This is a genomic window from Dyella sp. 2RAB6 (assembly GCF_052115385.1).
Taxonomy (GTDB): domain Bacteria; phylum Pseudomonadota; class Gammaproteobacteria; order Xanthomonadales; family Rhodanobacteraceae; genus Dyella_D.
Genome location: NZ_JBFRGP010000019.1, coordinates 15,630 through 30,479 on the forward strand (window position 1 = coordinate 15,630; position 14,850 = coordinate 30,479).

11 protein-coding genes are annotated in these 14,850 nt (G+C 69.5%); 4 read left to right on the plus strand and 7 right to left on the minus strand.

Annotated elements, in window-relative coordinates:
- Positions 1-246 precede the first annotated feature (246 nt).
- Together AB4083_RS19340 and AB4083_RS19345 are read left to right on the plus strand one after the other, a co-directional pair.
- Entirely contained in the window at positions 247-1,155 is a 909-nt protein-coding gene (locus tag AB4083_RS19340; protein WP_441610107.1) for a LysR family transcriptional regulator ArgP, read from the plus strand.
- Between the two features lie 74 nt (positions 1,156-1,229).
- Positions 1,230-1,484 (plus strand): hypothetical protein, encoded by a 255-nt coding sequence (locus AB4083_RS19345; protein ID WP_441610109.1) that lies wholly within the window; start codon positions 1,230-1,232, stop codon positions 1,482-1,484.
- On the opposite strand, the gene AB4083_RS19350 is transcribed toward AB4083_RS19345, so the two are convergent.
- The 6 genes from AB4083_RS19350 to sucC all read right to left on the minus strand — a co-directional run bounded on the left by AB4083_RS19350 (position 1,481) and on the right by sucC (position 8,279).
- A complete protein-coding gene (locus AB4083_RS19350; protein WP_441610111.1) occupies positions 1,481-2,434 on the minus strand; it encodes a Csu type fimbrial protein in 954 nt (317 codons plus the stop codon). The two genes, AB4083_RS19345 and AB4083_RS19350, sit on opposite strands and share 4 nt — an antisense overlap.
- Positions 2,431-4,740, minus strand: coding sequence for a fimbria/pilus outer membrane usher protein (locus AB4083_RS19355; RefSeq protein WP_441610113.1), 2,310 nt, complete (start codon positions 4,738-4,740; stop codon positions 2,431-2,433). The genes AB4083_RS19350 and AB4083_RS19355 overlap by 4 nt, the downstream gene beginning before the upstream one ends.
- Positions 4,741-4,800: 60 nt before the next feature.
- The gene (locus AB4083_RS19360) at positions 4,801-5,520 is read right to left on the minus strand and encodes a fimbrial biogenesis chaperone (protein WP_441610115.1); all 720 of its coding nucleotides are present in this window, start codon (positions 5,518-5,520) and stop codon (positions 4,801-4,803) included.
- A 4-nt stretch (positions 5,521-5,524) separates the two neighbouring features.
- A complete protein-coding gene (locus tag AB4083_RS19365; RefSeq protein ID WP_441610117.1) occupies positions 5,525-6,037 on the minus strand; it encodes a Csu type fimbrial protein in 513 nt (170 codons plus the stop codon).
- A gap of 192 nt (positions 6,038-6,229) precedes the next feature.
- Positions 6,230-7,105, minus strand: coding sequence for a succinate--CoA ligase subunit alpha (gene sucD / locus AB4083_RS19370; protein WP_441610119.1), 876 nt, complete (start codon positions 7,103-7,105; stop codon positions 6,230-6,232).
- 13 nt (positions 7,106-7,118) lie between these two features.
- Positions 7,119-8,279, minus strand: coding sequence for an ADP-forming succinate--CoA ligase subunit beta (sucC, locus tag AB4083_RS19375; RefSeq protein WP_441610121.1), 1,161 nt, complete (start codon positions 8,277-8,279; stop codon positions 7,119-7,121).
- A gap of 337 nt (positions 8,280-8,616) precedes the next feature.
- Here sucC and AB4083_RS19380 point away from each other — a divergent pair, with 337 nt between their 5' ends.
- On the plus strand, positions 8,617-10,269 hold the full coding sequence (locus AB4083_RS19380) for a sensor histidine kinase (RefSeq protein WP_441610123.1): 1,653 nt from the start codon (positions 8,617-8,619) through the stop codon (positions 10,267-10,269).
- Between the two features lie 134 nt (positions 10,270-10,403).
- On the opposite strand, the gene AB4083_RS19385 is transcribed toward AB4083_RS19380, so the two are convergent.
- Positions 10,404-11,363, minus strand: coding sequence for a LacI family DNA-binding transcriptional regulator (locus AB4083_RS19385; RefSeq protein WP_441610165.1), 960 nt, complete (start codon positions 11,361-11,363; stop codon positions 10,404-10,406).
- Positions 11,364-11,718: 355 nt separating this feature from the next.
- Here AB4083_RS19385 and pgmB point away from each other — a divergent pair, with 355 nt between their 5' ends.
- Positions 11,719-14,829 carry a beta-phosphoglucomutase gene (pgmB, locus tag AB4083_RS19390; RefSeq protein WP_441610125.1) on the plus strand — a complete coding sequence of 1,037 codons (3,111 nt, stop codon included), beginning with the start codon at positions 11,719-11,721 and terminating at the stop codon, positions 14,827-14,829.
- Positions 14,830-14,850 lie beyond the last annotated feature (21 nt).

Here is a 14,850-nt window from a genome sequence, read left to right on the forward strand (position 1 = left end):
GGAAAGCGCGTGGCTGGCCGCGACGTAAGCCCCTCTCCCTCCGGGAGAGGGGTTGGGGTGAGGGTGCGGGCGGAGCGAGGCGCTCCACTCCGGCCGAACCCTCATCCGGCTGCCGCCACCTTCTCCCGGAGGGAGAAGGATTCACGCTTGAGGACTGAGTCCATCCAGGATGCGGCACGACCCCATTTCAGTAAAACTAAATCAACTTATCCTGAATTAGATTTGCTTCATTACGGGAGCCCCGCCATGACCCTGCTCAACCCCCAGCTCGCCGCCTTCGCCGCCGTGCTCGGCGAAGGCAGCTTCGAGGGCGCCGCGCGGCGCTTGTCGGTGACGCCGTCGGCGGTGTCCCAGCGCATCAAGGCGCTGGAGGACCGGCTCGGCCAGGTGCTGATCCTGCGCCAGACGCCCTGCCGCGCCACCGCGGCCGGCGAGCACCTGCTGCGCAGCGTGCAGCAGATGCAGTTGCTGGAAGCGGAAACGCTGCAGGCCTTCGCGGTGGAACGCGCGGCGGACCAGGCGCCGACCACGCTGGCGATCGCGGTCAATGCCGATTCGCTGGCCACCTGGTTCCTCGGCGCACTCGCTACGCTGCACCAGCGCCAGGGCCTGCTGTTCGACGTGCGGGTGGAGGACCAGGACCACTCGCTGGACCTGCTGCGCGACGGCAGCGTGCTCGGTGCGATCACCGCCGACGCGCATCCGGTGCAGGGCTGCACCGCGCGGCCGCTGGGCGCCATGCGCTACCTGCCGATCGCCTCGCCGGCGTTCGTGGCGCGCCACTTCGCCGCTGGCCTGGACGCGGCCGCGCTCGGCGGCGCGCCGATGGTGGTGTTCAACCGCAAGGATGCACTGCAGCGGCGCTTTATCCGCAAGATCACCCGCGCCCGCCTGGCCCCGCCCACCCACTACCTGCCCTCCTCCACCGGCTTCGTCGACGCCGCCGCGCTGGATCTGGGCTGGTGCATGGCGCCGGAATCGATGCTGCACAAGCCGCTGCGCGAGGGCATCGTGCAACCCATCGCAGCCGGGCGCTGGCTGGACGTGCCGCTGTACTGGCAGCACTGGTCGGTGCGCTCGGCCACGCTGGAACGCCTCACCGCCGCCCTGCTCGCCACCGCCGCCAAGCAACTGCGCCAGCGCGACGGCACTTAAAGAACGGCCGGGACTTAAAGAACGGCGCGGCTCCGCCGATGAAATAGGGAAGCCCCATTCACCTCTCTCAGCGCATGCACCGTCCGTTCTTTCTGCTCGCCTTGCTGCTCTTGCCGCCCGCCAGCCTTGCCGCCACCGAATCCGCCACGCTCGAAGTCAGCCTCACCATCAAGGAAAGCTGCCGTATCGAACGCGGCGAGCGGGAGCCCGCGCCACCGGTGGTGAATTGCGCCCTGGCTTCGCCGTATCGGGTGCAAGCGGACGACAGCAAGCGTCCGCCCTCCTCGACGCACCGCCTGGCGCCCGCGCGCTGGGAAGTGGTGTTCTAGAACTCGATCGTCGCCATCACCGTATCGCCGTAGCTGCCCGGCTGCGGCGTCGTCTGCGGCGGCACGCGCCCGTATATCGAGACGGCCTGGGCCAGGCCGGAGCCGGTGCCGGTCGCACGCGTGGTGCCGCCGGTGCCGTCGCCCCAGGCCAGGGTGCGTGCGCTGTCGGTGTATAGCTGGTAGTTGACCGCACCCCCTCCGCCTGTCCGCTGCATCACGCGCGCGGCCACGTTGCCGCTGCCGCCGCCGTTGAGCGAAATGCGCCAGGCATCGCTGTTGGTGCAGGTGACGCTCAAGCTGCTCGCCGCATTGATGCCCGCACCGATCACGCCGGCGGTGCCGAAGCTGAGGTTGGTCGCGCTGATATTGCAGTTGTTGGTCACCGTGGCGCTGACCGTGAACGGAAAGCTCCCGGCGGAGCTGAGCGAGGCGCAGGTCGGCGCGACCAGCAGGTAATAGCCGTAGGCCAGCACGGTCTGCGCGTTGAAGCTCTGGCTGTACACCGTGCTGGCATTGCCGGTGGTGGGGATGGTGGTCTGGCCGGCGGTGATCTGCCCGTAGTAGTTCACGGTCGCACCGGCCGTAGTGCCGAGCAGCGGCTTGGCGATGGTCACCGAGATCGGCGTATTGCCGCTGACGGTGGAGCCCCAGATCTGGGTGTTGCCTGCATCCTGGAACAGGCCGTACTGGATGGTGTTGGCGCCGTTGGCCATCGCGCGCGTGGTGGTCGTGCTGAGGTTGAGGCAGACCAGCGCGTTCGGCGCCAGCGAGATCAGGCCCCAGTTGCAGCTGACATTGATGGTGCCGCTGTGCGCCACCGCCGCACCGCTGATCGGGTTGACGTTGCCGAAGTCCAGATTGCTCGGCGCGGCGGTGCAGGTCTGCGCGCGCAGCGTGCCGCAGCCGAGCAGCAGGCAGCCGAGCAGCAACAGGGCGAGGACGCGCATCATCGCGCCGGCTCCGTGCGTTTGGCGCAAGCCAGCGGCCCGATGCGCGGCAGCGAACCGTCCGCCGGGCGGCGGTAGTCGAACGCCACGCTGCAATCCCAGCCCTCGCCTTGCAGTTCCAGCCGGTTGCGTTCGCGCAGGCCGCTGACGAAGGTGAGGCCGTCGTAGCCCACCACGGTGTCCATGCCGCTTTCCGCGTGATGCACCCGCGTGCCGGCCGGCAACGGCTGGCCGGCCTGGTCGACCAGCACGATCGAAGCGGCCGCGTAGCGCGACAGCGGGAAGTGCGCGAGCACGCCCGAACGCGCTTGCGGCACCACGTCCTGGCTCACCGCATCCACCTGTGTATCGGCCGGCAGCGACAGGCTGTCGATCGCCAGCCGGTTGGCCTGGTAGGCGTTGAGATCGGGCACCAGCAGATGGCCGCCCTGGTCGGTGCGGCCGATCGGGCGGTTCTCGTGCAGCACCGGCACGTCCGGTACGCCGTCGGTGGAGACCAGCGCGAAGCCGTCGTAGATGCGCCGCGCCGGCTGCAGGCTGCCGTCCATCCACACCAGCGCGCCATAGGCATCCAGCGAGGCGGGGCGGTGGCCAGCGGTGTCCTGCACCAGCGCGGTGAGCTGGCCGGCGCTGCCGAGGTATTGCAGCTGCGCCTGGCGGAAACGCAGATCGCCGCTGCGCCCGTCCTGCACGCCCCAGCCCCAGCCGCCGCTGTAGTCGGCCGGGCGCAACGCCTGCAGGTTGCGATACGGCTGGCCGCCCTGGCTGCCGCCGAGCGCGCTGGCGGTGATGCGTCCGTCCAGCGCCAGATTCAGGCTGAGGAAGGCGCCGCTCGACGACGGCCGCGCGAAGTCGCGATACGCGCTGAGGTTGAGCGAGGCCCAATGCGTCACCGACCAGATCCAGGTCAGCGCGCCGATGCGCGACGGCGGCGAACCCGGCGCGCGCAGCGCGATATAGCTGAGCGCGAGGTTCTGGCCTTGCGCGAACGGCACCGATACGGTCAGCCGCGCCAACCGGCGCGGCGCGGGCGAGCCTTCGCGGGTGGCGAGGTCGGCGTAGCCGGGCGTGCGCTGGGTCAGTTCCGCATCGAGCGCGAGGTCGGGGCGAATCCATTGATAACCGATGCTGGTCTGGCGTCCGCTGTCGCTGCCGCCGCTCAACGCCAGCGAACCGCTCAGCACGCCGGCCTGGCCGAGCCGCACCAGCGCGCCGCCGCCCGCGTTGGCCAGGCCGGCGGTCGCTTCGCCATGCACTTCGAAGGTCAGCGCATCGTTCACGCCATGCCGCCACGAGCCGCTGGCGGACGGATGCGACGCATAGTCGAACGAGGCCAGTCCATAGCGCCGCCGCACGAAGCCGGCTTCCACGCCGTAGCTGTCCAGGCCCGCGGCCAGCATGCGCGCGTCGATGTACAGCGGCAGCGCGGTAGTCACCGTGCGCCCCAGCGCATCGCGCGTCACCAGGGTGGCCTGGCCGGCGCCGCTGATGCCCGGCGCCTGGTTCAGCACGAACGGTCCGCTCGGCACATCCACGCTGGCACGCCGCACGTTGTTGACGTACAGGTCCACCGCCGACGGCACCGCGGCAGAGCCGCCGAGCGCGGGCAGCGGGAAGGTGATCAGGTCCGGCCGCAGGCTGAAATCGCTGCGCCATTGCACGCCGGCGAAGCGCACCGGGCGCGACCAGTTCAGCGCCGAGGTGATGCTGTCGCCGACCTGCAGCACGCTGGTGGTGGTGGGATCGGAGCGGGTCCATGCGGTGTCGTAACGCACGTAGCGGTGCTGGCCGTCGCCGTCGTAATAGGTGCCGGTGTGGTCGAACACGCCCGATGGCGCGAAGTAGCGCAGCTCCGACCACAGCGCCAGGCGCGCGCCGTTGCCGCTCTGCACGTAGGCGTCGTAGTTGAGCACCAGGCCGCGCCCGCTCTGCGCCGGCGCCGTGCGCGCAAGCTGCCGTGCGTCGGCGACGAAGGCCAGGCGCAGGCTGTCGGCGGCGGTCAGCTCCACCCGCTGCGTGGCGGCATCGTAGTGGTAGGACAGGCCGGGTACATCGTCCAGCCGCACCTCGCCGGACTTGCCCAGCCGCACCGGATCCAGCCCCAGCGAGGCCAGTTCGGCGGCATCGCAGGCGAGGCGCTCGCCGGTGGCGCGGAAGCGCAGGATGCGTCCGCTGGGCTGGCCGTTGAGGCTCACGTCGAGGAAGACCTCCTGCGGTTGCGCCATGTCCAGCGCGGCCGGCACGGGCAGGTCGTCGCCGTGCGCCGGCAGCGCGACGGCCAATGCGCAGCACAGGAGACAGCGGCGCACGCCGGCTCGCCGTTCATCCGTTCGCGCCGTTCCATCGGGGCAGCGCGCCGGGTCCATCCGTCATGGCCGCGCGGCGATGCTCAGCTCGGTCTCGATGGGCTGGGCGTTGAGGTTGGCGCGCAGCTTCAGCGGCGCATGCGCCGCCAGCTTGTCGTCCAGCGCGATCGTCCATTGCCGCGTCCTTCCCGCAAGTACATAGCCGAGCAAGCCCGGATTGATCTGCTGCGCCACGCCGTCGGCGCCGACCACCTGCACCGAGGCGAGCTGGGCGCGGCGCCCGCCGCTGTTGCTCACCCGCAGTTGCCATTGCGCGCCGTCGCGGCGCAGTTCCCAGCTCAACCGCGGCGTCGCCGGCGGGCCGGCCGGCTCCAGGAACACCGGCACGGAATAACGCAGGCGGATATTGACGCCGTTGCCGGGCGCCGCGTCGAGATTGGGCACCTCGTCGACCAGCACTCGATAGTTGCGCTCCTGCGCCACGGCGGAGCCGTCCCGGCGCACCAGCCGCACCAGTTGCTCGCCCTGCGGCTCGATGCGGATCAGCGGCGGGCTGGCCACCAGGTCCTCGCTGGGTTCCAGCCGGTCGTCGTCGGGGGCCTGGTCCCAGCGGAACACGCGCACCTGGCCGTAGATCGGATCCTTGCCGGGGTTGCGCAGCATCATCGCCGAGGCGCTCTGGCCGGGCAGCAGTTCCACCATCACCGGCGAAATCTGCAGCGACGAGGCCTGCGCCGCCAACGCGGCCCCGATCGCCAGCGCGGCCGCTGTCAGGCGCCGCATGGCCTCAGAAATAGACCGTGGCGGTGACGGTGGACTGGTAGGAGTCGGCGCGCGGCGTGGGCTGGCTTGGCACCTGGCCGTAGACGTTGATCGACTGTGCCGAGCCGGTGCCCGTGCCCGAGGCGGTATCCGTGCCCTGCGTATTGCCCCACACCGTGCTGTGGCCGGAATCCTGGTAGAGCTGGAAATTCACGGTGCCGGTATTGCCTACGGTGATACCGGACATGAGCCGCGTGCCGACCGTGGACCCGGCGACTCCGCCCGCATCCATGCCCACGTTGTAGGGCGTGGTGTTGGTGCAGGTCACTGCGACCGTGGTCTGCTGGTTGATGGCCGCGGTCAGCACGCCGGTGCTGCCGAAGGCGAGCGGATTGGCGGTGATGGTGCAATTGGCCTGCAACGTAAGCGAGACGGTGAAAGTCGCCGTCGCGGTGCCGTTGCTGTAGATGGCGGCGGGTACCGCGGAGGCGGTCCCGGCAAGGATCAAGGCGGAACACAGCTGCTGCCAACGCTTCATGGCGAATCCCCTGAGGTTCGTGAGCGATGCGTGTGCTGTCCGGGCGATGCGGTCACCCCGGGCTTGCGCGGTGCTATGTGTAGACCCGAACCAAACGTTTAGTCAAATCCTGCCGCGTCGGGCCGCCGCAAAAACAAAAAAGGCCGCGGGGTCGCCGCGGCCTTCTTCGGGACTTCCGGCAGGCCGGAAAGCTTACTTCTTGAGCAGGCCCGCCAGGGTCTTGCCCAGGTCGGCCGGGGACTTCACCGTGGTGACGCCCGCCTTCTCCAGCGCGGCGAACTTCGCCGCCGCCGTGCCCTTGCCGCCGGAGATGATCGCGCCGGCGTGGCCCATGCGCTTGCCGGCCGGAGCCGAAGCGCCGGCGATGAAGGACACCACCGGCTTGGTCACGTACTCGCCGATGAACTCGGCGGCGTCTTCCTCGGCGCTGCCGCCGATCTCGCCGACCATGATGATGCCTTCGGTCTGCGGGTCGTCCTGGAACAGCTTCAGGCAGTCGATGAAGCTCAGGCCGTTGATCGGGTCGCCGCCGATGCCGATGCAGGTGGACTGGCCCAGGCCTTCGTTGGTGGTCTGGAACACGGCTTCATAGGTGAGCGTGCCGGAGCGCGACACGATGCCGACCTTGCCCGGCTGGTGGATGTGGCCCGGCATGATGCCGATCTTGCACTCGCCCGGGGTGATGATGCCGGGGCAGTTCGGCCCGATCAGCACGGTTTCCGGATGCTGCGCCAGCACGTTCTTCACGCGCAGCATGTCCAGCACCGGGATGCCCTCGGTGATCGCCACGATGATCTTGATGCCCGCGTCGATCGCCTCGAGGATCGAGTCCGCTGCGAACGGCGGCGGCACGAAGATCACCGACGCGTCGGCGCCGGTGTCGTCGACCGCTTCGGCCACGCTGTTGAAGACCGGCAGGCCGATGTGCTCGCTGCCGCCCTTGCCCGGGGTGACGCCGCCGACGACCTTGGTGCCGTAGTCCAGCGCCTGCTGGGCGTGGAAGGTGCCCTGCTGGCCGGTGAAGCCCTGCACGATCACCTTGGTGTTCTTGTTGACGAGAACGCTCATGCTCGATTGCTCCTCACTTCGCGGCGGCCACGGCTTTCTGCGCCGCGTCGTTGAGATCGTCGGCCGGCGTGATCGCCAGGCCGGAATTGGCCAGCAGCTCGCGGCCCAGCTCCACGTTGGTGCCCTGCAGGCGCACCACCACGGGGATCTTCAGGCCCACTTCCTTCACGGCCGCGATGATGCCTTCGGCGATCATGTCGCAACGAACGATGCCGCCGAAGATGTTGACCAGGATGGCCTTCACCTTGTCGGAGGAGGTGATCAGCTTGAACGCCTCGGTCACGCGCTCCTTGGTGGCACCGCCGCCGACGTCGAGGAAGTTGGCCGGCTCGCCGCCCGCCAGCTTGATCACGTCCATGGTGGCCATGGCCAAGCCTGCGCCGTTGACCATGCAGCCGATGGTGCCGTCCATGGTCACGTAGTTGAGGTTGTGCTGCACGGCAGCCGCCTCGGCCGCGTCTTCCTGGCTCAGGTCGCGCATGGCGGCCAGGTCGGCGTGGCGGAATTCGGCGTTGTCGTCGGAGTTGACCTTGCCGTCGAGCGCGGCGAGGTTGCCGTCCTCGAGGATGGCCAGCGGGTTCAGCTCGACCAGGGCCAGGTCCTTGTCGTTGAACAGCTGGTACAGGCCCAGCATGATCTTGGTCAGCTGGCCGACCTGCTTGGCGTTGAGGTCCATGGCGAAGCCGAGCTGGCGGCACTGGTACGGCTGCAGGCCTTCGACGAAGTCCACCACGATGGTGTGGATGTCTTCCGGGGTGTCCTTGGCGACCTGCTCGATGTCCACGCCGCCGTGCTTGGAGGCGATGAACGAGACGGACTTGGTGTCGCGGTCCACCAGGATCGACAGGTACAGCTCCTTGGCGATGTTGGTGGCGTCGGTGACCAGCACCAGGTTCACCGGCAGCGCACGGCCGGCGGACTGATAGGTCTCCATGCTGGTGCCCAGCATGCCCTTGGCTGCTGCGCGCACGTCATCGAGGCTCCTGCAGAACTTCACGCCGCCGGCCTTGCCGCGGCCGCCTGCGTGGATCTGGGCTTTGACCATCCACTGCGAACCACCAAGGTGCTTGGCGGCGTCGACAGCGGCATCGGGAGAGTTGGCGACCTTGCCCGGGGGCACGGCGATGCCGTACTTCGCGAACAGTTCTTTGGCCTGGTACTCGTGGAAATTCATTCGATACCTCGAGCGAACGGGGGAAAACATGGCGCCCGCGCGGGGAGGACCGGGCGGGCATGCGGGGGACGGACGGCGACCGGCAATCAGTGCAGGCGCTACCGGGATGCAGTGCGCCGCCATGCCTCGACATGGCGAAAACCGCGCAATTCGGCCCGCTATTTTCGCGGAAGCCAGCCGGGATGGCAAACCCGATGGCGTAGGTTGGGGTGAGCCGCAGGCGAACCCCAACGGGGCAGTGCGCCTGGAGGCACCGATGTTGGGGTTCGCCTGCGGCTCACCCCAACCTACGCCCCTATACTGCGGACCGACCCGCCCGCCGAGAGTGCCAGGCCCCGTGCCCCATACCGCGCCGCCCGCCTTCGCCCCCTCCCGCGCCGCCACCGAGGCCGTGCGCCACGAGCTGTTCTTCCTCAACTACTTCCGGCTCGCGCAGGCGCTGGTCTATGCCGGCCTGGCCTTCAGCCCGCCGGCGCTGGGCTGGCCGCACCTGACCGACACCGACAGCGCGCGCCTGGTGGCGCTGTGCTTCCTGGGCTTTGCCATCCTGGTGGCCGCGCTGACCCGGCGCACCATGCCGTGGACGCGGCTGGTCACCTCCGCCTCGCTGGTGATCGATATCGTCACCGCGGTGCTGGCCACCGGCGCCATGCAGGACGCGCGCATCGGCATCGCCATGATGCTGGCGGTGAACCTGGCCGCCGGCGCGCTGCTGCTGCCGCTGCGGCTGGCGCTGTTCTTCGCCGCGCTGGCCACCCTGGGGATGCTGGGGCATTCGCTGTTCAATCCGGAGGGCGACTCCGGCGTCGCCGACCGCCAGCTGCTGGAGGCCGGCCTGTTCGGCCTGGCCTATTTCGCCATCACCATGCTGTGCTACGTGCTCAGCCGCCAATTGCGCGCCAGCGAGGCATTGGCCGAGCAGCGCAGCATCGACCTGGCCAACCTGGCCCAGGTCAACGAGCTGATCATCCGCCGCATGAAGACCGGCGTGATGCTGGTCGACGACGCCAACCGCATCCACCAGATCAACGAATCGGCGTGGATGCTGCTGGGCAACCCCAGCGCGGACCAGCGCGACCTCGGCCGCGTCGCGCCGGAGCTGTCGCGCCGCCTGTATCACTGGACGACCTCCGGCAAGCTCGACGAGACCGCCACCCAGCTCGCCGACGGCGTGCCGGAAGTGATCCCGCGCTTCAGCCGCCTGGCGCCGAACGACGACGCGCTGGTGCTGATCTTCCTCGACGACACCTCGCTGGTCTCGCGCCGCGCCGAGGAACTCACGCTCAGCTCGCTGGGCCGCCTGTCCGCCTCGATCGCGCACGAGATCCGCAACCCGCTGGCGGCGATCCGCTATTCCGCCCAGCTGCTGGCCGAATCGCGCGACCTGGGCGGCACCGACCTGCGCATGGTGGAGATCATCAACAACCACTGCGTGCGCCTGAACGACATCATCGAAAACATCCTGCAGCTGTCGCGGCGCGAGCGCTCGCGCCCGGAAACGCTGGACCTGGGCCGCTGGGCCGAGAACTTCGTCGAGGAATACCGCCAGGGCAACGACCTGGGCAACGACACCTTGCGCGTGATCAGCAACGGCAGCGAGCCGGTGGCCGCGGTGGCCGACCCGCAGCAGCTGCAGCAAGTGGTGTGGAACCTGGTGCAGAACGCGCTGCGCTACGGGCGCATGCCGGGCGAGCCGGCGCGGGTGATGGTGGTGGCGCGCCATGGCGAGCACGGCGTGCCGATCCTGGAAGTGATCGACCGCGGCCCGGGCATCGCACCGAAAGTCGCCGCGCAGATTTTCGAGCCGTTCTACACCACCCACGAATACGGCACCGGCCTGGGCCTGTACCTGGCGCGCCAGATGGCGGAGGCCAACCAGTCCTCGCTGGAATACGTGCGCGTCGCCGGCGGCGGCAGCTGCTTCCGCCTGGTGCTGACCCCCCCGGCGCGGATGCCGGGCAGCGACGCCGCCGGCGCGGCGCTGGCGTAGGTTGGGGTGAGCGCAGCGAACCCCAACGAACCTCGCACGCAACCGCCACCTTCAGCCTGCCGATCGACCTGATCCCCGGCGCCGCATCTTGCGGCATTCGTTGGGGTTCGCTGCGCTCACCCCAACCTACGTGCCTACGTGGCGCGGACGATCAGGCTCACCGGCAACACTTCGGACTGTGCGGTTTCGTCGCGGATCATCGCCAGCATCTTGCGCGCCAGCAGGCTGCCGCCCTCCTGCCAGTCCTGCCGCACCGAGCTGAGCGGCGGCTGGAAACTGGCCGCCAGCGGCATGTCGTCGTAGCCGACCACCGAGACATCGCGCGGCACCCGCCGGCCCAGTTCCTGCAGCGCGCGCACCGCGCCCATCGCCAGCAGATCGCTGCAGGCGAACAGCGCGTCGAACGACACGTGGCGCGCGGCCAGGGACTGCACCGCATCCATGCCGGAGGCGAGCGTGAATTCGTCGCGGCGGATCAGCAGCGGCTTCACCCCGTGCTCGGCCAGCGCATCCACGAAGCCGGTCAGGCGTTCGAAGATCTCCGGATGCCCGGGATTGCCGACGAACACCGGATTGCGCCGCCCCAGTCCGATGAAATGCGCGGCCACCGCGCGGCCGCCCTGGCGGTTGTCGCTGCCTACCACCACGTGGCTGTCGTGATCGCCCTGGGCGCCCCACACCACCATCGGCAGGCCCAGCTTGTCGAAGCGGCGCACCGCGTCCTGCCGCACGCCCTGGCCGAGCAGGATCATGCCGTCGGCCGCCTGCACCGCTGCGGCGCTGGCGCCCTGGCGGGTGGTCAGCAGCACGCTGTAGCCGGCCGCGGTCAGCTCCTGCGAGATGCCGCCCAGCAGCATCAGCGGATACGGGTCGAACATGGTGCGGTCGTTGCTGGGCTTCATCTCCACGATCACCGCCACCGTATGGCTGCGGCGCAGGCGCAGGTTGCGCGCGCTGACGTTGAGCTTGTAGCCCTGCTCGCGCGCCAGGTCCTGGATGCGCTCGCGGGTTTCCTGGTTGACCAGCGGACTGTCGCTGAGCGCGCGCGAGACGGTGATCTTGGAGACCCCGGCCAGGCTGGCCAGGTCCGCCATGGTGAGGTTCGCCGGCGTGCCCGCCTTGGCGGGCTTTCGTTTGCGTTGACTCAAGACCGGGCCTCGGCCAGTTCCATTGCTGTGCTCCTGGGAGATTGCATCCGCGGCAGCGCGCAGTGTGTCGATTTGTGCCCGATGCGTCCAACGCATCGCCGAGACGCTGCCCCCGCCTGCCTGTTCCCAGGCCGTCGGCGAGCCTGCGGCAGGCCGGCTCAAGGCCGCGTGATTCCGCGCTGCAGCAAATGATATCGATATCTTGATATCGATATCATTTGCTGCGAAGCTCCGCCCCCAATGGACCGGCCGGGCCTGCGCGCCCTGCCGAGAACAAGCAAAAAAGCCTGCTGGGGACTACATGCTCGACCGCCTTGCCTCCGTGCCCGCCGCGGCCGCCGACCTTGTGCCCACCTCCGGGGCGGGCGGTTCAGCCGCGCCCGATCCCTGGACCCTGGTCCGCCGCGGCACCGATCCGGCCGGCTTCGCCCAGGACGAAAGCCTGTTCGCCCTGGCCAACGGCGCACTGGGCGTGCGCGGCGGGCTGGAAGAAGGCGACAGCCCCAGCCAGGCCAGTTTCCTGTCGGCCGCCTGGGAGCGCGCGCCGATCGAGTACCACGAGCGCTTCCCCGGCTTCGCCGCGCATACCGACACGCGCATCCCGGTGGCGGACGCCACCCGCATCCAATTGCGCCTGGGCGATGTGCCGGTGCGCCTGGCCGAAGGCGAATGGCTGGATTTCGAACGCCGCCTGGAACTGCGCGACGGCAGCTATCGCCGCTTCCTGCGCTGGCGCTCGCCCGCCGGCGCAACGCTGGAGATCGAGGCCGAGCGCATCGTCAGCTTCGACGAACCCGGCCTGCTGGCGCTGCGCTACCGCGTGCGCTCGGTCGACTACAGCGGCCCGATCACCCTCGAATCCTCGATCAGCACCGTGCGCGACGCCGCCGAGCAAGGCGACGACCCGCGCATTGGCACGCGCCTGGACGGCGGCCTGCATACCGTCGACGCCGCTGCCGCGGAAGACTTCGCCTGGGTGCGCCAGCAGACCACTCACAGCGGCATCCGCCTGGCCTGCGCGCAGACCCATCGCCCGCAAGACGGCAGCCTCGACTGCCACCTGGTCAACCTCGCCCAGCACGGCGTGGTGCAGACCTATACCGGCACGCTGGCGCCCGGCCAGGCAGTGACGCTGGAAAAGTACGTCGCCTACGCCTGGACCGAGCCGCACGGCGACGACACCGACGACACGCTGCTCGCGCGCACCCGCGCCACCCTCGACGCGGCCACCCACCTGGGCTATGCCAACCTGCTGGAACGCCAGCGCCAGGCACTGGCCCCGCTATGGGATGCCGCCGACCTCGCCATCGATGGCGACGCCGCCACCGAACAGGCGCTGCGCTTCAACCTGTTCCACCTGTTCCAGTCCAGCTGCCGCGACGGCCACGGCAGTGCGGCGGCCAAGGGCCTCACCGGTGAAGGCTACGAAGGCCATTATTTCTGGGATGCCGAGGCCTTCATCCTGCCGGTGCTCGCCACCGTCGCGCCGGAGCTGGCGCGCGGCATGCTGCTGTACCGCCATCGCATCCTCGAGCACTCGCGCCTGCATGCGCGCGAGCTCAATCATCCGCGCGGCGCCTTGTACGCCTGGCGCACAATCAGCGGCGACGAGTGCTCGGCCTACTATCCCGGCGGCTCGGCGCAGTACCACATCAATGCGGCGATTGCCTGGGCGATCAGCCTGTACGTGGATGCCAGCGGCGACACCGATTTCCTGCGCGACCACGGCGCCGAGATCCTGTTCGAGACCGCGCGCATCTGGCTGGATATCGGCCACTTCAATGCGCGCCGCGGCGACGCGTTCTGCATCCACGAAGTGACCGGACCGGACGAGTACTCCGCCCTGGTCGACAACAACCACTACACCAACCGCATGGCGCAGCGGCATCTGCGCGACGCCGCCGCCACCGCGCTGTGGATGGCCGGCGCCGCGCCGCTGGAATACGCCGCGCTGTGTGCGCGCATCGGCCTGGGCGAAGACGAAGTGGCGCAATGGCGCCGTGCCGCCGAGGCCATGTACCTGCCGGAAGACCCGCACCTGGGCGTGTTCCCGCAGGACGACGGCTTCCTCGAGCGCCCGCGCCTGCCCGACCATCTCGCGGCCAAGCCTGGCGACGGCAAGCATCCGCTGCTGCTGCGCCTGCATCCGCTGACCATCTATCGCCACCAGGTGTGCAAGCAGGCCGACACCCTGCTGGCGCTGATGCTGGCCGGCGACGGCGTGGATCGCGCGGCCAAGCGGCGCAACTTCGACTACTACGAAAGCGTCACCGTGCACGACTCCACCCTGTCCGCCTCGACCTTCGGCGTGCTCGCCGCGGAAGTGGGCCTGGCCGGCAAGGCTTACCGCTATTTCCAGGACAGCCTGCGGGTGGACCTGGACGACTCGCACGGCAACGCCGCGCACGGCGTGCATATGGCGGCGATGGCCGGCAGCTGGCTGGGCCTGCTGTGGGGCTTCGGCGGCTTCCGCGCGGTCAACGGCCAGCCGGCGCTCGCACCGCGCCTGCCCACCGCGTGGAACGGCTACCGCTTCGGCCTGCGCTGGGGCTGCGCGCAGCTGCGCGTGGAAGTGGATGCCGCCGGCGTGCGCTACACGCTGCCGCGCGGCGATGCGCTCAGCTTCCGCCACGACGGCCGCGAATACACCATCCACGCCGGCGAAACGCTGCAGCTGCCGCGCGCCGACGCCATGCCCAACCGCCGCGCGCAAGCGCCGATCGAAGCGGTGATCTTCGATCTGGACGGCGTGATCGCCGACACCGCCGTGGTGCACGACGCCGCCTGGCGCCGCCTGGCCGAGGAAGCCGGCCTGCCGTTCGATGCGTCCATCGGCGAGCGCCTGAAGGGCGTGGACCGCATGGGTTCGCTGGAGATCCTGCTCGAACGCGCCGGGCGCACCTATAGCGCCGCGGAAAAACTCGCCCTCGGCGAGCGCAAGAACGACTACTACCGCGAACAGATCCAGCGCTTCGGGCCCGATCAACTACTGCCCGGCGCGCGCGAGGCGATCGCCGCGGTGCGCGCCGCCGGCCTCAAGGTCGGCCTGGCCTCGGCCAGCCGCAACGCGCCGCTGCTGCTGGAGCGGCTCGGTGTGGCCGGCCTGTTCGACTACATCGTGGACGCCGCGCATATCCAGCGCTCCAAGCCCGACCCGGAGATCTTCCTGGCCGCGGCCGCGGGCCTCGGCGTGGCGCCCGCCGCCTGCCTGGGCGTGGAAGACGCCGCCGCGGGCGTTGCCAGCATCCATGCCGCCGGCATGGCCGCCGTCGGTATCGGCCAGCCGTCCGCGCTGGCCCAGGCCGAGACCGTGCTGCCCGGACTGAGCGCGTTCCGCATCGAGGATTTCGTCAGCAGTGAAGAAGCGTCGCACGCCGCCTCTGGGGAAGCGGCCAGCGATTTCGCCACATAAAAGCCCGACAACATGGGTGGG